General features: G+C 60.7%; 17 protein-coding genes. 13 read left to right on the top strand and 4 right to left on the bottom strand.

The window, feature by feature from the left end:
* The first annotated feature begins 3 nt into the window (after window positions 1–3).
* The 9 genes from PMI36_RS09915 to tagQ all read left to right on the top strand — a co-directional run bounded on the left by PMI36_RS09915 (window position 4) and on the right by tagQ (window position 13,865).
* Window positions 4–1,302, top strand: a complete 1,299-nt coding sequence (locus tag PMI36_RS09915) for a DotU family type VI secretion system protein (RefSeq protein ID WP_008073476.1) — start codon at window positions 4–6, stop codon at window positions 1,300–1,302.
* The gene (gene tssM, locus PMI36_RS09920) at window positions 1,299–4,799 is read left to right on the top strand and encodes a type VI secretion system membrane subunit TssM (protein WP_008073474.1); all 3,501 of its coding nucleotides are present in this window, start codon (window positions 1,299–1,301) and stop codon (window positions 4,797–4,799) included. Before PMI36_RS09915 ends, tssM begins: the two co-directional genes overlap by 4 nt.
* A complete protein-coding gene (gene tagF, locus PMI36_RS09925; RefSeq protein WP_007894512.1) occupies window positions 4,796–5,446 on the top strand; it encodes a type VI secretion system-associated protein TagF in 651 nt (216 codons plus the stop codon). Before tssM ends, tagF begins: the two co-directional genes overlap by 4 nt.
* On the top strand, window positions 5,447–6,178 hold the full coding sequence (locus PMI36_RS09930; RefSeq protein ID WP_008073472.1) for a PP2C family protein-serine/threonine phosphatase: 732 nt from the start codon (window positions 5,447–5,449) through the stop codon (window positions 6,176–6,178). It begins immediately after the preceding gene.
* Window positions 6,175–9,219, top strand: a complete 3,045-nt coding sequence (locus PMI36_RS09935) for a serine/threonine-protein kinase (RefSeq protein ID WP_008073470.1) — start codon at window positions 6,175–6,177, stop codon at window positions 9,217–9,219. Before PMI36_RS09930 ends, PMI36_RS09935 begins: the two co-directional genes overlap by 4 nt.
* Complete coding sequence (locus tag PMI36_RS09940) at window positions 9,219–9,935, top strand: ABC transporter ATP-binding protein (RefSeq protein ID WP_008073468.1); 717 nt, start codon at window positions 9,219–9,221, stop codon at window positions 9,933–9,935. The genes PMI36_RS09935 and PMI36_RS09940 overlap by 1 nt, the downstream gene beginning before the upstream one ends.
* Window positions 9,935–11,131 carry an ABC transporter permease gene (locus PMI36_RS09945; protein WP_008073466.1) on the top strand — a complete coding sequence of 399 codons (1,197 nt, stop codon included), beginning with the start codon at window positions 9,935–9,937 and terminating at the stop codon, window positions 11,129–11,131. Before PMI36_RS09940 ends, PMI36_RS09945 begins: the two co-directional genes overlap by 1 nt.
* Window positions 11,124–12,851, top strand: coding sequence for a formylglycine-generating enzyme family protein (locus PMI36_RS09950; protein WP_008073464.1), 1,728 nt, complete (start codon window positions 11,124–11,126; stop codon window positions 12,849–12,851). Before PMI36_RS09945 ends, PMI36_RS09950 begins: the two co-directional genes overlap by 8 nt.
* 84 nt (window positions 12,852–12,935) lie before the next feature.
* A complete protein-coding gene (tagQ, locus tag PMI36_RS09955) occupies window positions 12,936–13,865 on the top strand; it encodes a type VI secretion system-associated lipoprotein TagQ (RefSeq protein WP_008073462.1) in 930 nt (309 codons plus the stop codon).
* Window positions 13,866–13,995: 130 nt separating this feature from the next.
* Here tagQ and PMI36_RS09960 read toward each other — a convergent pair whose 3' ends face one another.
* Genes PMI36_RS09960 through PMI36_RS09975 form a run of 4 tightly spaced genes read right to left on the bottom strand, consistent with a single transcriptional unit; the run spans window position 13,996 to window position 19,989 of the window.
* On the bottom strand, window positions 13,996–16,332 hold the full coding sequence (locus PMI36_RS09960; RefSeq protein WP_008073460.1) for a lipase family protein: 2,337 nt from the start codon (window positions 16,330–16,332) through the stop codon (window positions 13,996–13,998).
* Entirely contained in the window at window positions 16,329–17,120 is a 792-nt protein-coding gene (locus PMI36_RS09965; protein WP_008073459.1) for a hypothetical protein, read from the bottom strand. Before PMI36_RS09965 ends, PMI36_RS09960 begins: the two co-directional genes overlap by 4 nt.
* Entirely contained in the window at window positions 17,117–17,965 is an 849-nt protein-coding gene (locus PMI36_RS09970) for a DUF4123 domain-containing protein (RefSeq protein WP_008073458.1), read from the bottom strand. The genes PMI36_RS09965 and PMI36_RS09970 overlap by 4 nt, the downstream gene beginning before the upstream one ends.
* Complete coding sequence (locus tag PMI36_RS09975) at window positions 17,962–19,989, bottom strand: type VI secretion system Vgr family protein (RefSeq protein ID WP_008073457.1); 2,028 nt, start codon at window positions 19,987–19,989, stop codon at window positions 17,962–17,964. The genes PMI36_RS09970 and PMI36_RS09975 overlap by 4 nt, the downstream gene beginning before the upstream one ends.
* A gap of 726 nt (window positions 19,990–20,715) precedes the next feature.
* On the opposite strand from PMI36_RS09975, the gene tssA reads away from it, so the two are divergent.
* The 4 genes from tssA to tssE are packed head-to-tail and all read left to right on the top strand — an operon-like array spanning window position 20,716 to window position 24,734.
* A complete protein-coding gene (gene tssA / locus PMI36_RS09980; protein ID WP_008073456.1) occupies window positions 20,716–22,272 on the top strand; it encodes a type VI secretion system protein TssA in 1,557 nt (518 codons plus the stop codon).
* A gap of 32 nt (window positions 22,273–22,304) precedes the next feature.
* Complete coding sequence (gene tssB / locus PMI36_RS09985; protein WP_008073455.1) at window positions 22,305–22,808, top strand: type VI secretion system contractile sheath small subunit; 504 nt, start codon at window positions 22,305–22,307, stop codon at window positions 22,806–22,808.
* A gap of 28 nt (window positions 22,809–22,836) precedes the next feature.
* Window positions 22,837–24,312 (top strand): type VI secretion system contractile sheath large subunit, encoded by a 1,476-nt coding sequence (gene tssC / locus PMI36_RS09990; protein WP_007894551.1) that lies wholly within the window; start codon window positions 22,837–22,839, stop codon window positions 24,310–24,312.
* Between the two features lie 14 nt (window positions 24,313–24,326).
* Window positions 24,327–24,734, top strand: a complete 408-nt coding sequence (gene tssE / locus PMI36_RS09995) for a type VI secretion system baseplate subunit TssE (protein WP_007894554.1) — start codon at window positions 24,327–24,329, stop codon at window positions 24,732–24,734.
* The last annotated feature ends 8 nt before the right edge of the window (window positions 24,735–24,742 follow it).

Raw genomic sequence — 24,742 nt, 5'->3', positions numbered from 1 at the left:
GCAATGAGCAACGACGATCGTACCCAATTCATGCCGACACCCGGTGGCCGTGGCGCCGACCCGGTCCGCCCGGAGGCTGGTCGCGCCCAGGCCGCGCCACTTTCGATGCCCGCCGCGCCGCTTTTGATCGGCACGGCCGAAGGTCTCAACCCCCTGGAGAGCGCTGCTGGCCCGTTGCTGGCTTTGCTGACCCGCTTGCGCAACACCATTGCCCACCCGGCGCCGGCGAGCCTGCGTGCGCAATTACTGGCCTACCTGCGCCAGTTCGAGGAGCGGGCCGAGGCTGCCGGCGTGGTGCGCAACGATGTGTTGCTGGCCCGTTACGCCTTGTGCACCGCCCTGGATGAAGCGGTGTTGAGTACACCGTGGGGTGGTGCCAGCGACTGGGGCAAACAGAGCCTGCTGATCACCGTGCACAACGAAGCCTGGGGCGGCGAGAAGGTGTTCCAGCTGTTGGAACATTGCCTGCAAAGTCCCCGCGAACGTTTGTATCTGCTGGAGCTTTTGTACCTGTGCATGTGCCTGGGTTTCGAAGGGCGTTATCGGGTCATGAACGACGGTCGCAGCCAACTGGAAGCCTTGCGTGAACGCACCAGTGCGGTCATCCGCAGCGCTCGTGGCGATTATGAGCGTGAACTGTCGCCCCATTGGCGCGGCGTCACCGTGGCCCGCGACCGGCTGGCGCAGTTCATGCCGCCTTGGATTGCCGTGGCCATCGGCGTGGCGTTGCTGCTGGCACTGCTGTTCGGCCTGCGCTTGAAACTGGCCGCCGATGCCGAGCCGGTGTTTAAAAATATCCATGCGCTGGGCGAGATCCCGGTGCAGGCCATCGACCGTCCGGTGGTGCAACCGAAACTGATCGAGCGTCCCCGCCTGGCAGGCTTCCTCGCCGATGAAATCAAGGCCGGTCGGGTCGCTGTGGAAGATGCCGTTGACCGTTCAGTGGTGACCATCCGTGGCGATGAGCTGTTCGCCTCGGGCAGCGCCAGCATCGTCGACAATTTCCAGCCGCTGATGCTGCGCATCGCCGATGCCATTCGCAAGGTCAAGGGCCAGGTCCGGGTGACCGGCCACAGTGACAATCGCCCGATTGCCACTTTGCGGTTTCCATCGAATTGGGCCTTGTCCGAAGCGCGGGCCAATTCGGTGCTGCAAATCCTTTCGGCCAAGACCGGCCAGCCTGAACGCTTCAGTGCCGAAGGCCGCAGCGACACCGAACCGTTGGCCTCGAACGCTACAACAGAGGGCCGCGCACGCAACCGTCGGGTCGAAATCACAGTGTTGGCGGAGGGGGTCGAGTGAAGGCGTTTTTCGGTTTTATCATCCGCTGGGTCATTCCGTTGCTGGGGCTGATCGCCCTGAGCCTGATCATCTGGTTTGTCGGGCCGCTGCTCGAATTCCTGGTGCCCGAAGGTCGGCGCTGGGCGCTGATCATTCTGGTGTTCGCGGTGTGGATCGCCTACCGGGTGTTTCGCATCATCCAGGCGCGCCGACAGGCCGCCGAAGTGATGCGCAGCCTGGCGGCGCAAACACCGCCGGACCCGACCAGCATCGCCACCTCCGAGGAGCTCGAAACCCTGCGTCAGCGCATGGACGAAGCCTTGGCGCTGTTGAAGAAAGCCAAGCTGGGCGGTGACGAGCGCCGTAACCTGTATGAACTGCCGTGGTACGTGATCATCGGCCCACCGGGGTCGGGCAAGACCACGGCGCTGGTCAATTCCGGGCTGCATTTTCCGTTGGCGGCGCAGTTGGGCGCCGGGGCAGTCCGTGGTGTCGGTGGCACGCGCAATTGCGATTGGTGGTTTACCGATCAGGCCGTGCTGCTCGACACCGCAGGGCGCTACACCACCCAGGACAGCGACGCGACAGTCGATAAAGCCGCGTGGCTGGGGTTTCTCGGCCTGTTGAAGAAACAGCGGGCCCGGCGTCCGATCGACGGCGCGTTTATCGCCATCAGCCTCTCCGACTTGCTGCTGGGCAGCGACGCCGAGCGTGCTGCCCATGCCGCCGCGATCCGCCTGCGTATCCAGGAGCTGTACACGCAACTGGGCGTGCGCTTTCCGATCTACCTGATGCTGACCAAGCTCGATCTGGTGCCAGGGTTCATGGAGTATTTCGATACCCTGAGCAAGGAAGAACGAGCGCAGGTCTGGGGCATGACCTTTGCCCTGGACGACGGTAAAAACAATGACAGCCCACTGGCCCACCTGCAAAGCGAATTCACCGGCCTGGAACAGCGCCTCAACGATCGTTTGGTGGAGCGTTTGCAACAGGAACGCGACCCGGCGCGGCGCGATCTGATCTACGGCTTCCCGCAACAGTTCGGCGCGTTGAAGGATTGCCTGCAAAGCTTCCTTGAGGGCGTATTCAAACCCAACGCCTTTGAAGAGCGGGTGCTATTGCGCGGGGTGTATTTCACCAGCGGCACCCAGGAAGGCAGCCCGATTGACCGGCTGATCGGCTCCATGGCCCAGAGCATGAATCTGGACCGCCAGCACCTGGCGCGCCAGAACGGCACCGGGCGCAGTTACTTCATCGAAAAACTCTTCAGCGCCGTGGCCTTTGCCGAGCGTGGACTGGTGGGGGTCAACCCGAAAGTCGAACGTCGGCGCAAGTGGATCGCCCGGGGCGTTCTAGCCTCGACCGTGGCCCTGGTGCTGGTGGTCGGGACCTTGTGGTGGGTCAGTTACCGCGCCAACCAGGCGTATATCGCGCAAGTCGATCAGAAAGTAGCGCCCCTGGGCCAGGCCGTGCAGAACCTCAGCCCGGCACAACGGGACGTGCTTGCGGTGTTGCCTTTGCTCAACGCGGTGAAGCACCTGGCCGACGATTCGCCGAACTGGGCCGAAGGCCTGGGCCTGTATCAGGGCGACATGCTTGAAGCCGAGTCTGGCAGCGTCTATCGCAAGTTGCTGATCGCGGTCTTCGCGCCACGCTTGCTCACGCGCATCGAAGAGCAACTGCACGGCGGCGGCAATTCGGACTTCCTTTACGAAGGCTTGAAGGCCTACCTGATGCTCGCCGACAGCGAGCATTACGATGCCGACTTCATCAAGGCGTGGATCGCCCTGGACTGGGATCGCAGCCTGCCGCGCGACTTGCCGGCCGAGCAGCGTCTGGCCCTGGAGGAGCACTTGCAGGCACTGTTCGAGCGCCATCCGCCCACCGCACGTCTGGACCCGCGCCTGATCGACGATCTGCGCCGGCAGTTGCAACAGCTGCCAGTGGCCCAGCGCGTCTATGACCGGGTCAAGCGGCAGAAACTGCCGGACGGCATCCCGGACTTTCGTATCAACGAAGCGGCTGGGCGTGATGCCGCGCTGGTGTTCAGCCGCAAGAGTGGCAAGCCGCTGGGCGAACCCTTGAGCGGCTTCTTCACGGCCAAGGGTTACCGCCAAGGGTTTTTGCTGACCAGCCTGAGCCAGACCGGCACTCTGGCCGAGGAGCAGTGGGTGCTCGGTCGCGACCAGGCAGAACAACAGAACGTCGTCAGCCTGGCCGCCGACGTGCGCCGCCTGTATTTCCAGGATTACCAGCGCCAGTGGGATGCCTTGCTGGCTGATATCGACTTCGTGCCGATCACCAGCGTGGCCCAGGCCGCCGATGTGTTGCGGGTGATTTCCGGCCCGACCTCGCCGTTGAAAAAACTGCTGGTAGCAGTGGCGAAGGAAACCGACCTGCAACAGGAAGAACGCCTGCTGGCCGCCAAGGGCGCGCCGGTGGAGGGCGGGGTCGACAAGCTCAAGGAGCGCTTGGGCACCTTGCTCGGCCAGGAGCAGGCGACGCAAAACACAGCGGATGCCAGTGAAGATCCAATCACCGCGCATTTTGCCGAACTCAACAGCATCGTCAGCAAAAACGAAGGCGAGCCGGCGGCCATCGACGGCCTGCTGGCCGACATGAACGCCCTGTATGTGCAGGTCAGTGCCATGGTCGGCGCCAGCGGCGACGCCTTGCTCGGCGAAGCCAAGAACCAGGCCGCAGCGGCCGCGACACGGGTCAGCCTCAACGCCGAACGTCAGCCGCCGCTGGTGCAGGGCCTGGTCAAATCGGTGGTCAACTCCACCACCAACAGCATGATGGGCGGGGTACGCAATCAACTGAACGCGGCCTGGACCAGCGAAGTGGTGAACATCTATCGCCAGTCCCTGGCCGGGCGTTATCCAATGTCGCCGGGCAGTGCGCGGGATGCGACCCTGGACGACTTCGGCCAGTTCTTCGGTGTGGGCGGGGTGATGGACAACTATTTCCGCAAATACCTGCAGCCGTACGTGGATACCTCGACCCAGGCCTGGCGTTGGCAGCCGGGCGCCGCGCAGAAGCTCGGCATCGCCCCGGGCGTGCTGCAAACCTTCCAACGGGCGGCGACTATCCGGGATGCATTTTTCCGTTCCGGTGGCACCCAGCCGATGGTGCGCTTCGAACTCAAGCCAGTGGCGATGGACGCCACCATCACCCAGTTTTTGCTCGACCTCGACGGCCAGCAATTGAGCTACGACCACGGCCCGAGTCGCCCCACCTCCATGCAATGGCCCAACCCCGGCAGCATCGGCGTGGTGCGGATCTCGATCATGCCGCCTTCGTCCAGCGGTCGTTCCGGGATCACCCTGGACGGGCCTTGGGCCTGGTTCCGCCTGCTGGAGCAATCGGACCTGACCGCCGGCAACTCGCCGGATCGCTTCAACCTGCGGCTGCGAGTCGACGGCGCCAGCGTCTCTTATGAGCTGCGGGCCAACAGCGCCTTCAACCCGTTCAAGAGCCGTGTACTCAGCGGTTTCAGCCTGCCGGAGCGTTTATGAGCACGCCGGGTTTCTATGGAAAGTTGGCCAGTCGCGGGGACTTTGTCAGCCGTGGCTTGCCGCAGAGTTTTATCGGCCCCTGGGATTCGTGGCTGGCGGCGGGCCTGCTCGCCAGCCAGAGCCTCGGGGACCGTTGGCTGGATGCCTATCTGGTCAGTCCGCTGTGGCGCTTCATGCTCGGGCCTGGTGTGTGTGGGCCGCAAGCCGCCGTTGGGGTGGTGATGCCGAGCATCGATCGGGTTGGCCGGTATTTTCCGCTGACGGTCGCGGTGCTGCTGGATCACGACGCTGATCCGGCGTCGGTGGTGGGCGGCTCGGATGTCTGGTTTGAGCAAGTCGAGCAATTGCTGTTGAGCACGTTGAGCGTGGAGGCGAGCTTCGAAGCCTTCGGTGCAGGGCTGGAGACGCTGGGCAGCCCGGCATACCTGCCACGCGCGCCAAGCAGCCGTTTTGCCGGCCTGCATCGTTTTGATGCCACCGACCCGAAGGCGCGAATGACCGCGCTTGCCGAACTGGCCTGCGAAGGCGCAAGCCTTTGGTGGGGCCAGGGTTCGGAGCGTATCGCCCCTGCTTTGTTGCGGTGCCAGGGCCTGCCGGCCGCCGCTGATTTTGCGCAATTTTTGCTCGGCCAAGAAGGTGTTGTGTAGATGTGTCCAAGCGTTGGAAAGACGTTCAAGTCCGCAAGCAAGAGCCATGTCGGTATGGTCCGCCAGGTTAACGAAGATGCTTGCCTGGACCGGCCGGAAAACGGCCTGTGGGTGGTCGCCGATGGCATGGGCGGGCACGCGGCGGGCGACTACGTCAGCAGTCTGATCGTCGATAGCCTGCGCAACGTTGCCGTAGGCCGTTCGCTGGATGAATACGTCGCGGCGCTGAAAACCGACCTGCTGCGGGTCAACGCCGCCGTGCGTGAAGAAACCGCCAACCGCGGCGTGACCATGATGGGCAGCACCGTGGTGGCGTTGGTGGCGCGTGACTTGCGCGGAGTGTGCCTGTGGGCGGGTGACAGCCGCTTGTATCGCCTGCGTGACGGCCTGCTCGAAGGCATCTCGCGGGACCACAGTTACGTTCAGGATCTGCAGGACAGCGGCCTGCTCAGCGAAGCTGAAGCCCGGGTGCATCCACGGTCCAATATTGTCACCCGCGCTGTTGGGGTAGGGGCGCAACTGGAGCTGGCGATGGTCGATCTGCTGTTGATGCCTGGCGACAGTTACCTGCTGTGCAGCGATGGGCTGACCAAGACCGTCGAGGACCATGAAATCAGCGAGGTTCTGAGCCACGACGAACCCGGTGAAATCGCCAGCAGCCTGGTGTCCCTGGGCCTGATGCGTGGTGCTCCGGACAACATCACCGTCATCGTCGTGAAGGTGCCTTCATGAACCCCACCGTGAACATTCTGATCCCCGGCTATGACATCGACGGCGAGATCGGCGAAGGCGCCATGGCCAGCGTTTACCTGGCGACCCAGCGCTCGCTGGAGCGCAAGGTGGCGCTGAAGGTCATGGCCGCCGCGCTGGCGGCCGACCCGAGTTTCTGCGAGCGCTTCCTGCGCGAAGGTAAAACCCTGGCGCGCCTGTCTCACCCGCATACGGTCACCATCCATGACATCGGCCATGTCGGTGAACTGTATTACATGGCCATGGAATTCCTGCCCAACGGCACGCTCAAGGAGCGCATCGCCGCCGGCCTGACGCCGGAACAGGGCCTGATCTACATCCGTCATATCGCTTCGGCCCTGGGCTATGCCCATGGGTTGGGGCTGGTTCATCGCGACGTCAAACCGGCGAATATTCTGTTCCGTGCCGATGGCACGGCGGTGCTCTCCGACTTTGGCATCGCCAAGTCCATGGATGACCGCACCCAGTTCACCCAGGCCGGTTTCGCTGTCGGTACTCCCAGCTACATGAGCCCGGAACAGGCGCGCGGCCAGGATATCGATGGCCGAGCCGATCTTTATGCCCTGGGCGTGGTGCTCTACGAAATCCTCGTTGGCAAACTGCCGTATACCGGCAACGACGCACTCTCAACGGCCCTGGCGCATTTGACAGAACCGTTGCCGGAGCTGCCAGTGCACCACGGTCGCTATCAAGAGGTGCTGCGCAAGCTGTTGGCCAAGGATCCGGCCGACCGTTTCGCGGATGCAGCGGCGCTGTTGCAGGCGCTGGATAATCTGCCTCGGGAATCGGTTGAAGCGACCACGATCCGGCCATTGCCAATTCCGGTAGTGCCGATTGCGGTGAGCAATGACCTGGCGGGACTGACGCCGGTGTCCATCGATATACCGACCGGCCCCGCGCAGTCACAACCTCGATCCAATCCTGTTGCGCCGACTGTGAAGCCGACGCCGTCGTCCACGGTCTCGGAGCAGCGAAAGGGGCCGGTGTTCGCACTCGCCGCCGTCGCGGTGGCCGTCGCGCTGGTCTTGGGCGGCGCGGGTTATTGGTGGCTGTCCGCTGACGGCGAAGCCGACGCCAAGGTGCCGGTGGTTTCAGCACCGCCGGCCAGCCCGCCGCCGACCGTGGCGCCACCCGTAAAGCCCCCCGTGGCGACGGAGGTCGATGGCGGTCAGCGGCCGCTGCTGATGGCCGGCAAAAAAACCTTGTTCCAGCGGGTACTCAGCAAGCCGGGGGCGAAACTCGCCAGCGAACCGGGGGCCACCTCTGACAAGGCCTTGCCGGCGTTTTCCGTGCTTTACGTCTATCAGCGCAAAGAGGTTGATGGCAGTCCGTGGCTGCGTGTCGGCGCAGCCACCGACGGGCGCAGTGACGGCTGGTTGCCGGCCGCGCAAGTCAGCGACTGGAAGCAAAGCCTGGTGCTCAAGTTCACCGAGCGCTCCGGCCGCGCGCCGGTGATGTTCCTGCGTCAGCCCGGCGAAGTGGAGAGGTTGCTGGCAGATCCGTCGGCGGCAAAAAACCTGCTGCTCAAGGCCCAGCAGAATCGCGAAGACAACCAGCAGGTGCTGGCCCTGGAACCGGCCGCCAGCGCGGTTCCGCAGAACCAGTTTTACCTGTTGCCGATCTTCGATTCGCGCGAGAGCTTCGATGAGAACGGCCAGCCGGTGCAGTTGCTGAACGTGGCGTCCATCGACCCCGGCAATGCTCCAAGGGCCGCAGCCAACAACACACCCATCACCACCGCCAATGCCGACGCGTTCCGCACCGCCGTGGTGTTGGTCGTGGACACCACCGTGTCCATGCAGCCCTACATCGATCAGGTCCGCGACGTAGTACACGAACTGCAAACCCGCATCGCCGAGCGGGGCGAGCAGGACAGTGTCAGCTTCGGCCTGGTGGGGTTTCGCAGCAGCACCCAGAAAACCCCGGGCCTGGAATACGTCGCCAAGACCTTGATCACCCTGGACCAGGGCCGCGACCCACAGCGCTTCATGGACCTGGCGCGGCAGGTCAAGGCGTCCACGGTTTCTAGCCATTCGTTCAACGAAGATGCGTTTGCCGGTGTGATGGAAGCGGTCGAGGGCATGGACTGGTCCGGCTATGGCGGGCGCTTGATTCTGTTGGTCACCGATGCCGGTGCCTTGCGCAAGAACGACCCGTATGCCGCCACGCAAATGAACGAGGCCGAAGTGCGCCAGGCTGCGCTGGGCAAGCAGATCAAGATCTACGCCTTGCACTTGCTCAGCGATGCCGGCAAGAAAACCCACAGCGGTGCCCAAAGCCAATACCGCACCCTGACCGCCGACGCCAACCCACAGATCGGCGACCTGTACATTCCGGTGCCGGGTGCCGATGTGCGCAAGTTCGGTGAGCGGGTGGACGAGATCGGTTCGGTGTTTGCCGACCTGGTGCATCAGGTGCGTGGCAACAAGCCGCAAACCGTGCCGCTGCTGAGCGCCGCGTCGAGCCTGAGCGACAAATCGGTGGCCGTTGGCTATGCGATGCACATGGACTTCCTGGGGCGTAAAGCCGCCAGCCAGGCGCCGCAACTGGTCAGCGCCTGGACCGCCGACCGCGACCTGACCAACCCGGCACTGCCGGCATTTCAGGTGTGCGTGATGCTGACCAAGTTGCAGCTCAACGACTTGCAGCAATCGCTGAAACTGATTGTCGATGCCGCTCGCAAGACCCAGACCTCGCCGAAGAATTTCTTCCAGGAAATCGCCAGCGCCAGTGCCTACATGAGCCGCGATCCCTCGGCCTTGCGCAAGGGTGGCAACCTGGCCGATGGCGGGGTGCTGGGTGAGTACCTGGAAGGGCTGCCCTACCGCAGCAAGTCGCTGAACATGACCCAGGATTTGTGGCTTTCGTTGAGCGTGGCCGAGCAGGAGGACTTTATCGACGAGCTGGATTCGAAGATCCGCCTCTACGAAACCTTCCACAACGACCTGGCCAACTGGGTGCGTTTCGGCGATGCCGAACCGGGTGATGCCTTGTACCGCGTTCCGTTGTCGACGCTGCCGTGATGCTGAACATGAACGCCGTGCACAAAAACCGGGGCGTCGGCAGTCAGCGCTACAGCCTGGTGATCCCTCGGCTGCAACTGCGTGCCGGTGAGCAACTGGCGGTGGTCGGTCCCAGTGGCTGCGGCAAAAGCACCTTGCTCGATTTGCTGGCGCTGGTGCTGGCTCCGGATCAGGCCGGGCAGTTTGATTTTGCGCCCGGCCAAACCCGCACGGACATTACCGGGCTGTGGCGCGCAGAGGCGCAAAGTGCCTTGGCGGACCTGCGCCGTCGGCACTTGGGCTACGTGCTGCAAACCGGTGGCCTGCTGGAGTTTCTGGACGTGCGCGGCAACATCGACCTGTCGCGCAAACTGCTCGGTTTGAAAGACGACGGCAGCGTGGATCGCTTGGCCGGGGCGTTGGATATCGTCGATCAACTGGGCAAGAAGCCGGGCGACTTGTCCGTCGGCCAACGGCAGCGGGTGAGTTGCGCTCGCGCCCTGGCCCATGGGCCGCGTTTGCTGCTGGCCGATGAACCGACCGCCGCCCTCGATCCGCTGAACGCGGAACGAGTGATGCAGTTGCTGGTGACCCAGGCCCGCGAACATGGCGTGTGCTGCGTCGTCGCCACCCACGACGAATCATTGGCCCGCGCCAGCGGTTTGCAGGTGCGGCGCATCAGTTGTCATCGCGACGTTGATGGCGGTGTCACCGCCATCCTCGGGGAGGCCTGCTGATGCGCAGCGCGCTGGTGGCTTCCCTGGCTTGGCAGGATTACCGCAACGACGCGTGGCTGTCGGCCTGTTCGGTGCTGGCGCTGGTGGCGGTGGTCGCACCGTTGTTGGTGCTGTTCGGCTTGAAATTCGGCCTGGTCAGCAGTTTGACCGAGCGCTTGGAAAACGACCCTGCCACCCGGGAAATCATTCCCTTGGGTGGCGGTCGGTTCAGCTTCGCGTTTATCGAACAATTGAGCCGGCGCGACGACGTGGCTTTCGCCTTGCCGCGCACCCGGCAGATTGCCGCGACGGCGGATCTGACCGCTGGCGCTTTGACGGTGACCGTCGAAATGATCCCCACCGCCGCCAACGACCCCTTGCTCGGCAGTCTGTCGGTGCCCCAAGGGCTGGATCAGGTGCTGCTCAGCCAGACCGCCGCCGAAAAGCTCGGGGCCAAAGCCGGTGATTGGCTGCAGGCCAGTGTCGGTCGGCAAGTAGCCGGTCGTGGCGAGGCGCAGCGCACTCGCGTCCAGGTGCTGCGCGTACTGCCGCTGGAAACCTTCGCCCGGGACGGGTTGTTCGCACCGTTGGCCTTGCTGGAAGCGGCTGAAGATTACCGGGACGGCCGCGCCGTGCCAGCGCTCGGTTGGCCAGGTGATGCGATGGGTGTGACGGAGCAACGGGTGTACCCGGCGTTTCGTCTGTACGCCCGTCGTCTCTCGGATGTCGAGCCACTGCGCCAGTACTTCGCTGCACAGAATCTGCTGGTCTCGACCCAGGCCCAGGCCATCGCCCAGGTGCAATCGCTGAGCCGCAACCTGTCGATCGTATTCTGGATCATCGCCGGATTGGCTTTGTCGGGAGCGTTCGCGGCGATTTTTGCCGGTGCGCTGGCGGCGGTCGAGCGCAAGCGTCGAGCGTTGTCGGTGTTGCGCCTGCTGGGGTTTTCCACGGCGGCGCTGTTGCTGTTTGTTGTGTTGCAGGCGCTGTACAGCGCCGGCCTTGCGGCCCTGTTGAGCGCCGGGCTGTATGGCTTGGCGCAATCGGGCCTGAACCATTTATTTGCGCAGGCGCCGGGCGAATACGCCAGTCATCTGCTGGCGCATCACTACGCGTGGGCCTTGGCAGCCGTGCTCGGCGTCAGCGTCGTGGCGGCGGCCTGTGGTGGCTGGCGAGTGGCGCGTATCCAGGCGTTTGAAGGAATCCGAGATGTATAAGTTATTGGGCGCCGCCGTGGCGCTGAGCCTGGCCAGCATGGTCTGGGCGGATGAAAGTACAGACAAACTGGACAACCCCAAGCCGTTGCCCGACGACGTCAGCCTGCCGCTGCCGTGCGAAGGGCAGATGGTGTTCCGTTACGTCTACATCCTGGCGCAAGGCACTCTGGACGACCGCGAGATCAGCCTCGGCTATCCCTTCAGCGAAGGCGAGTCCGGTTACCAACAGTCGTTCATCTCCGGTTACCGCCGGGACTTCATCAACGGCCAGTTCACCCTCAAGGATCTGCCCAAGGATTGGGGCAAGACCATCACGCCGTTGATGCCCAAGACGGACGCCAAGACCCCGCTAAAACCGATGCTCTATTTCATCGGCAAATACGAAGTCACCGCCCGCCAATACGCCCAGGTCATGGCCCAGGCGCAATCGTTGGCCAGCGGCGAGCCGGCGCCGGCCTGCGAGGCACTGCAAGCCGAGGCGCCGCAAGGCATGGCCGGGCGTTTGCCCAAGGTGAAGCTGTCACGATTCGAGGCCGAACGCTTCTCGGCGGTGTACAGCGCCTGGCTGATGAAATACCACAAGGACCTGCTGCCGGTGAGCGGTCGCGGCACCTCGGCGGAAGAGGGCGGGCTGGGTTTTGTGCGCTTGCCGACCGAGGTCGAATGGGAATTTGCTGCCCGTGGCGGGCAGGCCATTAGCCGTCAGGATTTGGAAGGGCGCCTGTTTCCCCGACGTCTGGAAGGCAGCGAAAGCGACGGGCCACTGGCCGACTGGGCAGTCTTCAATCAGGTCGCCGGCGGCACCGGCCAGGCAGCGCGGCTGATGCCGATCGGTACCAAACTGCCAAACCCCATCGGCCTGTTCGACGTGATCGGCAACGCCGCCGAGATGGTCCAGGAGTCCTTCCAGCTAGTACACGCCGGACGCCGCCAAGGCACCTACGGCGGCTTCGTGGTCAAGGGCGGCAACTACCTGGAAGGCGAGGGCACCTTGTTCACCGGGATGCGTCGCGAGTACCCGTTGTTCGCCGCCGACGGCACCGAGCAAAGCAACGAAACCACCGGGTTCCGGGTGGCGATTGGCGCGTTGTCGGCGCCACGTTCGCGCTACAAGGAACTGTTCGCCCAATGGCAGAAAGAAGGTCGGCTGGCTTCGCTGACCGATGCCATTGACGACGCCCAGGACCCGACCAAACGCCTGGACAGCATCATTGCTGCCAGCGTCGACCCGCGCCTGCAAGCGGAGTTGGGGCTGGTCAACGAAGAGCTCAAGCGCAACGTCTCGCTCATCGCTCAACAGCGCGAGGAAGCGGCCGGCAACCTGATCCAGTCGGCGGCCCTGGTGGCCGAAACCGTCAACAACTACAACATCCGCCTGACCAATTTGCAGAAGAGTCGCCAGCAGGCCGTGGACGCCAAGGACGAGGCCAGCGCCAAGCTGTTCGCTACCGCCATCGACAATGGCCGCAGCGCGCTGGACGGCGCGGTGGCGATCTACATCGACAACCTGGCGACCGGCACGCGCTACACCGATGCCGTGATCCAGGCGCAGTTTCAACGCATCAAGGAAGAGTTGGAGCGCAAGCCGGTACTGGGCAAAAGCCTGGTAACGCGCGCAACGTTATTCGTTCGCCATGTCGGTGAATATCGTCAGCAACGACGAGCCGACCCGGCGGCGATATTGAAGGAATTGCTCGCATCGAACGCCCAGCGGTCTTGATCGTTCGTTGTACAGCGAGCTTGGAAGGGACTCAGGCGGCGGTGGGCCGTGCTGAGCTGGTCAAACTTAAAAGAGAACACAACTATGCTTTCCTCCCGTAAACCTTTTGCTTCGCTTTCCAAGCGTCACTTGCTGCTGATGGCCGTTGGCTTCAGCACCGTACTGACCGGTTGCGCCACGTCGCCGACCTCCAAGGTCGCCTCAAGTACCAAGGTCGAGTACTACCCGAACTGCTACGAGCCGGTGCAGCACCTGCGTGCCACCGATTCGAACATGACCAAGTCGGTCGTCACCGGCGCGGCTGTCGGCGCTGTCGGCGGTGCACTGCTGGGCGCCCTGGTCGATTCCGAGAACCGTGGCCGCAACGCCGCCATCGGTGCAGCGGGCGGTGCCCTGGCGGGCGGCGCGGCCGGTTACTACACCGAGCGCCAGAAGCAGATCGCCGATGACAACCAGCGCATCGCCTCCTACGCCTCCGACGTCAACAAAAGCGCCGCCGACATCGACCGCAGCACCGCATACGCCAAGACTTCGCAGCAGTGCTACCAGAACGCGTTCACCAAACTGGTCGCCGACCGCAAGGCCAAAACCGTCAACGACACCGAAGGCCGCAAGCGCCTGGCAGAAATCGTCGCAGGCCTCAAAGAGTCCAACGATCTGATCGTTGCAGTGAACGGTAAAGCCAGCGAAGACCTGAACAACTACACCCAGGCCTACGAAAAAGACCTGCAGCAAGTCGGTGTACAGCGCACCGACGTGGTCACCGTGGCAACCGCCGACACCACGCCAGTCGTGGCACCGACCAAGAGCAAAAAAGCGGTGAAACCGGCGAAAAAACCGGTGCTGCCAACCGTGCCGAAAGAAGCGGTCACCACCGAGAAAACCTTGCAGACCGCACAAGCCAAACAGGCTGAAAGCAAACAGGTCGCCAGCGCAGGCAACACTCAAGTCAACAGCATGTGCAAAAACCCGGACCTGGGCGACTGGGCACCGGTGCCTTGCCCGAATGCTTGATTGAGTTTTTTTAGGTCTTCGATCATTCCCACGCTCTGCGTGGGAATGATCTGTACTGGCTATACCTTGGCGCTATGCGCCGCCATCTCCTGCACTGGCAAATGATCCAGCGCTCGTTTCACCAGTAAAGCTACACAATCGAATCAATATCCAGATGAAATGGCGTGCCCACGGCATGCCCTCCGGTCATTGCCGCAATGGCTGCGTCGTGGTCTTCGGCCACTGGTGGAATCATCGCCAACTGTTCCTGAACGATGTTTTCCGGATGGGCTTTCCAGCGCAGCAGATTTTCCTGTACCCACTCGGGCTGGTCGGCGTAGCTGCCATAAACATCAGAGTCGATGACCGTCCGCTTGTGCAGCGCTAGCAGACGGGCCTTGGTTTGGCCGATCTGTTCGACTTCTTTTTCAAGATCCCTTATCGCTTGGGCATCTCGCTGGGGATTGGCATGAGCACGGGAGAGTTTTTCGATTTTCGCTTTGAGTGCACTCAGCTGTCCTGAGACATTTGTCAGGGCGTCGCTGACCCATTCGAATTCGCGCAAAGTCACCAGTGAGCGTCTTTTTTCCAGCGCTTCCTTCCAACGGCGCAGGCTGGCCCAGCAGCCGGGGATGTAGCTGCCGACCATCGAGTGATGGCCGTTATCTATCACCTGCCGCAGAAATGAGTCGCGCTTGGGCAAGCCATCAATCTGTCGTAGCGCTTCGGCGCAACCATGATCTTTGATCGTGCTGCAACCCGGTTCCCAGAGGATGGAGGACCTGTGACCTTCGCCAAATTCCACCGGCATGAAGTGACGTAACTGACCGTGATGCCCATAGGGGTCACCCGTGAAGTTGATGATCCCGCCTACAAAAAACGCCAAACCACCCACCGGGTGAAGGGCAAGTACCGCCCCATGGGTGGCGTACATCGGAACGCGGTTGGACGGCGTGTTCATCCAGGTAGAAGGAACGCTCGGTACCGGGTCGTTGTGGAAAACGATGCGGTGGTGGTTCAGTGGTTTTGCAGCTTCGATAAAGGTTGAGTCGGCGGCGCGGGGGGCGCCGTAGGTGTAAAGCACGATGTCTGGCGAGTATTGGGTGTCGCGTCGCAACATCTCCGCCAGTATCAGCGCCACCGCACCGCCGAGACTGTGCCCGCAAATCACCACCTTTTGTCCGCTGTAGAATTTCTCCAAATACTTCACGGCAAACGTGTAGGACACTTTCGCGGCCCGATAAAAACCGTTGTGCACTTTGCCATCCCCTTCCTCGAAGGGTACTTGGTGTGCATCTGCATCAAGCCAGGCGTCGGGTCCTTTCTCACTGGTTCCCCTGACACTGATCAATATCAACTCGTCGTGATGGGTCATGAAAGCCTGTGTGTCCGAGCTGTCCTCTAGATTGCGATCATCAAGGAAATGCAGCTTGGCCGGGTTTTCCTGCTCATCACCCAGTTCAGGGTCGTTAACCTCTGGGTACAACTGCGGATCGAACGGCACCACTTCCAGACGTTTGGAGTAGGACACCTCTTCATACAAGGGGTAGAACTTCGCAGTCTGTGAGTCATCGACTTGCCATAGCTCATCAAATTGCGGCAAGGCATGACCGAACCAGTTGCCACTGCTCGGCCGCAGTGGAAAGGTCACGCTATCCGTTTCGACGGGTTGGGTATTCGGGTCTTGACCAAAGTCGGTGTAACTCAACGTAGACATCAGTGCCAGTTGATAGAGGTTGAGTGCGCAAAACTCGTTGCCAGTCGACAACATCGGCCGCAGCGCCCTCATCGGACGGACTTCCAGCACATGATGTTTGTTCGGCAGTAAGGCGATGCCTTTTGGCTTGGGCGGCGGCGGGGCGAACCCAAGTTCGGACATGCCCATGTCTGCAGGGGTCATGACAGCGCCCATTCCGCTATCCGGGGCATTTTTATTCTGAGGCGTGAATGCTCTGGTTGTTGCGGGATGGCGAAACAGCGAGTGCAACACCGTGTTGGGTGGGGCACTGCGCGAGGTCAAGGGCGGCAAATGCGCTACGTGCTTGACCAACTCGCTCACTTCAACCTGGTAATAGGCTTCGGGATCAGCGAGGTCTTTTGCTGGATTTGCGAGAGTACGTACGCCTGATTTGTCGACAAAGCGGGTTTTTTCGGCGCGTACTTGTAGTTCGGTGATGGGGAGAGGGTAGTTCGTTCTATCTCTTAGATCCTTGTAGAACTCTTCTGATCCTTGGAAGGGCTGATCGACTATGAGCATTACTGGACCGCAGTAGTGGTTATCCACTTTTCCGGCGCCTGTAGCATCCAACTTGCCGGTGTAGACAGCGTCTTCGTAATCGATGACTTCATAAATCAAACCTGCATAAGGTTTGCCGTCGCCGAATTCGTCTACTAACTGAAAGCTCGTCGAATGACCGCGTAACGGGCAGGCGTGGATACTGCCACCCATAAAAGGCACATCACTCACTGCTAAAGTTTGAATGTTCATCGGGTTTCGTCCTTGCCTTCCGTGCAGCCTGGGTAAATGGTGCAGATCCGTTCATCCACCATTCTAAAGGTGCTGAAATCTTCGTAATTTCCATTGCAATAGCCACGCTGGTCTTCAAAGCCTTTTCCCATACAGCGCTTCCAGCCTCCCGGGACTTTGACCCAAGTGTCACCCCAGCCTGGCAGTTCTTCATCCGCTAGCTTGATTTTCAGCCTTACAGTTTTCCCCGGTAGCTGAGTCAGCGTGTACGCCGTGAAAGGACGACCTCGTGCAACATTTCCCTGTTCATCCATTTTTTTGCAGGTAAGCAGTTTTATCAGGTAGCGTTTGGGGCCGACTGTGCGAAAAGCCCACTGGCATTCACCAAAGAACTCACCTACGCCGTCAGTGTTGAAAGTGCCCATTTGTCGCTCTAACAACTCTGGACGCACGGCAATAGCGGCATCGTCATAACTGCGGTTGCCCCGTCCAGGGCCAAAAACGCCCATGACTTCGATCTCCAAACGGTTCAACGCCAACGGGCAGCCACTCACGGTTCTATAAAGCGGGATCTCGGAAGTCGCTTCGTATTCCATGTAGACCTTGTTGAATCCAAGCTGAGTACCTTTCCCGCCCGGCACGGTGCACGTTTGCCCTTGGGCGGGCACGTAGCTGGCTGTCAGTTCGTACTTGAAGTCAGGCGGAAAATCGGGAACGAAAGTGAAACTGTTCGACTTGCCGAGCGCGGAGCAACCCACGGTCAAGGAGAAGCAACCGCCGAGGATCAGTCTTTGAAGTAAACCCCTCATACCGGCGCATCGCGTTGCCAATAAAGCACTTGCTCATATACGCGCTCAAAATGCGCCGCTGGGTCCTCTTCCGGCTTCGGTTGCCATGTCCTGGGCGGCAAGTAACCCGGCGCCTTCAAGCACTGAGTCAACAAAAAATGCACCTGCTCGGGTTGCTGCCAATTCCATAAATGGGCCAGTTGAATCACGCCCCACAACCAGTCATCCACGTCCCGCTCTGCGGCGAGCCGAGCCAGGGCCTCGGTGTGCTCACGGACCAGGTAGCGGCGCGTGTTATCGAACTGCACGTTCGCGTAGACAATGTCCGGCGTCGGGGTTTTCAACCAGGCCGGGTCGGGTGGCAGCGGATGTGCGCCGGGGTCCGGGTTGTCAGTGACCGTCCATTGCCCCGCGTGCCAGTAACAGACGCTGGCGATCGGCCCCAGATAATCGGCGTACTGCTCGGGTTGCAGATGACTCAGGGCGCGCCCCAGTACGCGATTATCGTGGAAGCGATACAGCGCCTGATTCGGGCGCTCGCCGACTACCAGCCGGTCGCGCCAATGAGTGACCAAGGCATCCAGGTCCGTGAGGTTGGCACTGGCCAGCCAACCCCAATGACGCTCCGGCGTATCGAGCAGTGCCTGGATGAGCGGATGTTTGACGGTGCCAATATGGAAAAGAAAAGGGCCTGCTGACGCCATTGAGTTGGCTGCCGTACCCACATACAAATTGCGGTACTGATCGGCTCCCAGTTCCTTGGTCAACGCCATGCGCTCGTCGAGCTGACCGTCAGTGTCGAGCATCAGATAGAGATCCCGCCCGGATCGCGATTGCTCGTGTAGCCATTGTTCGAGTGCGTTCATGCGACTTCTCCAATGCTGCATTGGCCAGCGAGACAAGCCTCGCAAAGCGGGCAGTAGTCCGCCGCCTGCTGGCGGGCGGCGGTGACGATAGACAGTGGGCTGGCGATGACGGGATTCGGATTGCTGGTCACAGCCTGAAGCGCCTGTAGTGGCGCAATACCCGCCAGTGGCGCACCGCCCTCGACAATGGCCACGCTGCTGAAAATCCCGCCGGCGTTGATGACGATGTGGTGACCACCCGCCTTTAGCGTCAGGCTCATGCCGGCATCGATCACCACGTGAGTGGCGGTGACATGCGTCTGTTGCCCGGCCTGAATCACCAGCGACCCCGTGGATGTCGTGCTGCTATTGCCGCTGATAGTGATCAGTTCATCACCGCCGATCACCGTGCTGCGCACACCTTGGGTGGTGTGGAATTCCTCGCCCTTGATCAGGCTGGTGCTGTTGTTGTCCACCTGCTCGAAACGGTCGTTGCTGATCAGGCTGCGGCTGTCGTTGAGGATCAGTTGCTCGATGTCGCGTTGGGCGCGCAGGTAGATTTTTTCCTGCCCGGTGCGGTCTTCAATCGACAGTTCGTTGTAGCCGCCATTGCGCGGCGAGCTTTGGCTGCGCAGAACCGTTCTGGTCTTGTTCTCGGGCAACTGATGAGCGACGGACGTGACCTTGTTGACCACGCAACCGGTGATCAATGGTTGATCCGGATCGCCCTCCTGAAATGTCACGACCACTTCCATGCCGACGCGCGGGATGGCCACCGCCCCAAAACCTTCGCCCGCCAAACTGGATGCAACCCTTAACCAGCAACTGCTTTTTTCGCTGTTGAGTTCTTCCCGATCCCAAGGAAACTCGACACGAACCCTGCCGTACTCATCGCAAAAGATTTCCTCTCCGGGCGGCCCAGTGACACGCGCGGTCTGACAGACCAGCACAGGTTTTCGCGCGGGCATCGGTGGTCGATAAAACACGTCCCAGGGAATCGCACTGAAGCGGTTGCGGTAGCCCTGGGTAAAACCATCCTCAGGTTTGGCCTCGCTGGTAACTGACTCTTCAAGCACCTGGGGTTGTTTTCCAGCGTGAGTGACACTGAGCAACAGCCATAGATCGTTGCAGGTTTTGCGTGGGTGTTGCGTCAGGCTGAAAAAATGACCGCTGCGCAGGGTCGGCTGGTCGCTTTCGCCTTCGGCCAATTGGTAATCGGTACGGTGCCGTTCCAGCGCCTGCCGGGCGAGCTGTTTGCCGCGTTTGTCGCTCTCGAAAAACAGCGGGTAGCGATAGTCTTCAAGCTCAGGAGTGAACTCGGCTGTGAAGCGACTTTCCAGCAACAGACTCGGGCGTTTCAGGTCGTAGTGTCGGCGGGTGGTCGTGCTGGGGCGGGTACTGAAGCGCAGGGAGAACTGGCTGACGACCGAATGCTCCGCCACCAGGCCGGAGTCTTGCTGATAAGGGGTTTCGCCCAGCTTGGGGAAGAAGGTCTGGTCGTCGGTGAACAGCAACACATGGCCTTCCCGGGAATGCCGATGGTGCCACGCGATGCCATCTTCGGCACACAGCCGCTGGACGAACTCGAAATCATTTTCCCCGTATTGAGTGCAGTACTCGCGCTCCTGATTCGTTCCGATGTTGAAGGTGAACGCATCGGCCTGAATGCCATGCCCCTCAAGGACCTGAGCGATGATTTGCGGCACCGTCAGGTGCTGAAAAATCCGTTGGTTGTGACTGAACTGCAAGTAGTACAGCGCGGGCACCAGGGTCAGGTGATAACGGGTCAGGCGTTTACCGGATTCACCGACGAGCGCATCTTCGATACGGCCATGAATACCTTCGCCATTGAGACCGAACTGGAGAAACGCCGGTTGGCTGAGCAAGCTTTCCAGATCGAAGTCAGGGTATTCGCTAACCAGCTCGATCTGGATCGAATACAAGGTGCTGATGGCTTCAGTGCCTCCAAAGGCCAGCACTTTGAAATCGTTGCGAACCGTTGGGATCAACAACGTGAAATGAGCAGCATTGGCCGGGGCGAACATGCGCTTATCCTTTTGCTTTCCGTGGCTCGTCCTTGAGCCGAAAGAGGAGACAAATCGCGGTGCCCAAGCCATGCCCGGCGTGAGCAAACGCAAGCTGTCCAGCACGCTAACAAGAGAGCAAAAGAATGAATGTCGGACTCGTCCAGAAAGTACGTCAGAGTTTTCCGCATTTCAGAATGTTGCGGCAGCAATGCGTGAATGGCTTTCGATACTTTTTTAAGAAGTTTGAGACGAACTGAGTACGTATTTGTAGAAAGATGGGTGAAACATGGAGTGCCATCATCATGATGGCACTGCATATTGCTTATTGTCAGTTACCACTATGTCCATGGATGACTGTAACTTTTAGGAAAGCTCCTACATTTTTTATGTTTTATTTTTGTCATGCTGGGTTCCGTTTCAGGGCGTGAATGTCCGGTGATTATTGGCGGGGTTGATGAGCCGCTCTGGCTCAATGGTTACGGGGGTGATGCGTCGAGGGAGGGGAGGTCAAAACCGGCATCAGGGGATCCCCTGTCCCCTATAGGGTGATCTCCTACAGCAACAAAAAAGACGCAGTTTTATTGTTTAATCGGGTGCTTGCAAATAGCCATCATTGTGATTAGGATGCGCGCCTTGAAAGAGCGCGAACTCAATTGGATGAGACTCCTCGCAGCTCTTTGATACTGTCCGGCGCCATTTCAACTCCAATGGCCGCGTGACTGTAATTCTAATTAAAGGTCACGGATGTCCTACTCAAGTAAACTTTCCGCTCATTACCTTGAACTCGCAAAATCCTCTGTTTCAAAAGAGAATTTCGCGGGCGAGGATGTTCGCTTTTCGAGCGAATATGAGGCGTTGGAAAGTGAGCTGGGTAAAGCCTCGTCCATGCACGAAAGCGGTCAGATCGACTGGCTGAAAATCCGCGAAAACAGTGAAAACCTGCTGCGCACGCAATCCAAGGATTTGCGTGTCGGCGCCTGGTTGACCTGGGCGCTGTACCAGCGCGAATCCTTCCCGGGGTTGCTGGCCGGCCTCGGTTTATTGCATCACCTGTGTGAAAACCATTGGGCCGAGGTTCACCCGAACAAGGCCCGCACCCGCGCCGCAGCCATCAGCTGGTTGGTGCCGCGTCTTGAGCAGGTGCTGAACGAAAACGTCGCGATCAAAGAGCAGTTGCCGCTGTTCCGCCGTCTGGTCGAGCATCTGGAAGGGCTCGACGCCGCATGCACCGAGCATTTGGGCGACGACGCGCCGTTGCTGCTGCCGATTTCCCGTCGCTTGAAAAACATGGTCCAGCGCGCCGCCGACAATCAGCCGGAGCCCGGTGTGGTGGGTGCCGCGGTGGCTCAGGTCAAGCAGGCCGCGACCCAGCTGTTCACCCCTGGCGCGCCGATCGATAACGAGAAAGAAGCCCACAAGGCCCTGCGTGCCCAGCAGGAAACTGCTCGTCCGTTGTGTGCCTGGTGGCTCAAGCAGAAAGCCACCGACCTGCGCGCCCTGCGCCTCAATCGCACGCTGCTGTGGCTGCCGATCGACGCGGTTCCCGAGCGTAACGCAGAGCAGATCACTGTTCTGCGCGGGCTGCCGGCGGACAAACTCAAGGCCTATCAGGACCGCTACGACCAGGGGAAATACGCTGATCTGCTGGTAGAGCTGGAGGCGAGCCTGGCGAAGGCGCCGTTCTGGTTCGATGGCCAGCGCATAGTCTGGGAATGCCTCCAGGGGCTGAACGCCGAGATGGCGATGCGCGAAGTGGAAATCCACTTCGCGCTTTTGGTTCAGCGCCTGCCCGGCATCATCGAATTGCGTTTCCATGACGGCGCGCCGTTCGCCGATCCGGCCACCCGCGCCTGGATCGGCGCCCACGTCATGCCGCACCTGCAAAGCGCCAGTGCGCCTCGCAAAGTCGAGGTCGCCGATACCCAGCCAGCCTGGGAGTTGGCCCTGGAAGAAGTCTTGCCGATTCTGCGCAAGGACGGTCTCAAGGCCGCCGTGCAGGTCCTCAAGCAAGGCCTGCAAAGTGCCCACGGCGGACGGGTTCGATTCTTCTGGCAGTTCGCCCTCGCGCGGCTGTGCTTCATGGCCAAGAAGTACGAACTGGCCAAGACCCAACTCGAAACCCTCGACCAAACATTACAGGACTCAGGCCTGCACGCCTGGGAGCCCGATCTTGCGCTGGAAGTGTTGCATTTGCTGCATAGCTGCTGCGAGTTGTTACCGCAGAACCATGCAGTACGTGAACGCAAGGAAGAGATTTATCGCAGGCTGTGCCACCTCGATCTCGAAGTGGTACTCGAATAGGCCCCCGGGCCACAACCGCAAGGAGAAAAGCCATGGCCAAAGAAGGCTCGGTAGCCCCCAAGGAACGCATCAACGTCACCTTCAAACCCGCCACCGGCGGTGCTCAGGAAGAGATTGAACTGCCGCTGAAACTACTGGCAATCGGTGACTACACCCACCGCAAGGACGAACGCAAAATCGAAGATCGCAAGCCGATCAGCATCGACAAGATGACCTTCGACGAAGTGCTGGCCAAGCAAGAGCTGAGCCTGACACTGAGCGTACCGAACCGTCTTCAGGAAGAAAGCGACACTGAAGAACTGGCCGTGAAACTGCGCGTCAACTCGATGAAGGACTTCAACCCGGCCTCGCTGGTCGAGCAAGTGCCCGAGCTGAAAAAACTGATGGAACTGCGCGACGCGCTGGTGGCCCTCAAAGGCCCGCTGGGTAACGCGCCTGCGTTCCGCAAAGCCATCGAAGGCGTGCTCGCCGACGACGAATCCCGCGGTCGCGTACTGGGTGAGCTGGGCCTGAACGCCGCAGCCCCGGACGCCTGAGTCTCTATCAGCCAAGGAAGCCAACACCATGAGTTCGAGTGCAGCGCAGCAAAAAAGTAACGAGAATGGCGAATACAGCATTCTCGACAGCATCATCGCCGAAACCCGCCTAACGCCAGACGACGAAGCCTACGACATCGCCAAACGCGGTGTGTCGGCGTTCATCGAAGAGTTGCTCAAGCCGCAGAACAACGGTGAGCCGGTCAAGAAGGCCATGGTCGATCGCATGATCGCCGAGATCGACGCCAAGCTCAGCCGTCAGATGGACGAAATTCTCCACCACCCGGACTTCCAGTCTCTGGAATCGTCGTGGCGTGGCCTGCAGTTGCTGGTCGACCGCACCAACTTCCGCGAAAACATCAAGATCGAAATCCTCAACGTCTCCAAGGACGATCTGCTGGACGACTTCGAAGATTCGCCGGAAGTGATGCAGTCGGGCTTGTACAAGCACATCTACACCGCTGAATACGGCCAGTTCGGTGGTCAGCCGGTGGGCGCGATCATCGCCAACTACTACATGTCCCCAAGCTCGCCGGACGTGAAACTGATGCAGTACGTGTCTAGCGTAGCCTGCATGTCCCACGCGCCGTTCATTGCTGCCGCCGGCCCGAAATTCTTCGGCCTGGAAAGCTTCACCGGCCTGCCGGACCTGAAAGATCTGAAAGATCACTTCGAAGGCCCGCAATTCGCCAAATGGCAGAGCTTCCGCCAGTCGGAAGACTCCCGTTACGTTGGCCTGACCGTGCCGCGTTTCCTGCTGCGTAACCCGTACGACCCGGAAGAAAACCCGGTCAAATCGTTCGTGTACAAAGAAACCGTCGCCAACAGCCACGAGCACTACCTGTGGGGCAACACGGCCTACGCGTTCGGCACCAAGCTGACCGACAGCTTCGCCAAATTCCGCTGGTGCCCGAACATCATCGGCCCGCAGAGCGGCGGCGCGGTTGAAGACCTGCCGTTGCACCACTTCGAAAGCATGGGCGAAATCGAAACCAAGATTCCTACCGAAGTATTGGTTAGCGACCGTCGTGAATACGAACTGGCCGAGGAAGGCTTCATCTCCCTGACCATGCGCAAAGGCTCCGACAACGCGGCGTTCTTCTCCGCAAGCTCGGTGCAGAAGCCGAAGTTCTTCGGCATCAGCGCAGAAGGCAAGGCCGCAGAGCTGAACTACAAGCTCGGCACCCAACTGCCGTACATGATGATCGTCAACCGCCTGGCTCACTACTTGAAAGTGCTGCAGCGCGAGCAACTCGGTTCGTGGAAAGAACGTACCGACCTCGAGCTGGAACTCAACAAGTGGATCCGCCAGTACGTGGCCGACCAGGAAAACCCGAGCGCCGAAGTCCGTGGCCGTCGTCCACTGCGCGCCGCCCAGATCATCGTCAGCGATGTTGAAGGCGAGCCGGGCTGGTACCGCGTCAGCCTGAACGTGCGCCCGCACTTCAAGTACATGGGTGCCGATTTCACCCTGTCGCTGGTTGGCAAGCTGGACAAAGAGTAAGCGGAGCCTGACTCATGACTGGATACGGCAGCCTTTTCGAACGCCTGGGTGGCGACGCAGACAAACGCGTCGGCTGGAGCCGCGAGGTCTCCGCCATGGCGTCCGTGGCTGCCCATCTGGCCAAGATGCTCAGCACCCGTGCGGGCAGCGTGCAAACGCTGTCCGATTACGGGCTACCCGATCTCAATGACATGCGCCTGAGCCTGCACGACTCCCTGAGTCAGGCCCGTTTGGCCATCGAAAATTTCATCGAAGCCTACGAGCCACGCCTGAGCAATGTGCGTGTCATCTCCCTGCCGCGTGACAACGATCAGCTTCGCCTGTCCTTCAGCATCGAAGGCCTGCTGGAAGTTGATGGTTTCAAGCGTCAGGTCAGTTTCGCCGCGCGCCTGGATGGCAGCGGTCAAGTAAAGGTCAATTAAGGAGACTC

Source organism: Pseudomonas sp. GM79 (genome assembly GCF_000282495.1).
Taxonomy (GTDB): domain Bacteria; phylum Pseudomonadota; class Gammaproteobacteria; order Pseudomonadales; family Pseudomonadaceae; genus Aquipseudomonas.
The sequence above is the reverse complement of the archived record's forward strand: the minus strand, read 5'-3'. Positions and strand labels throughout refer to the sequence as shown.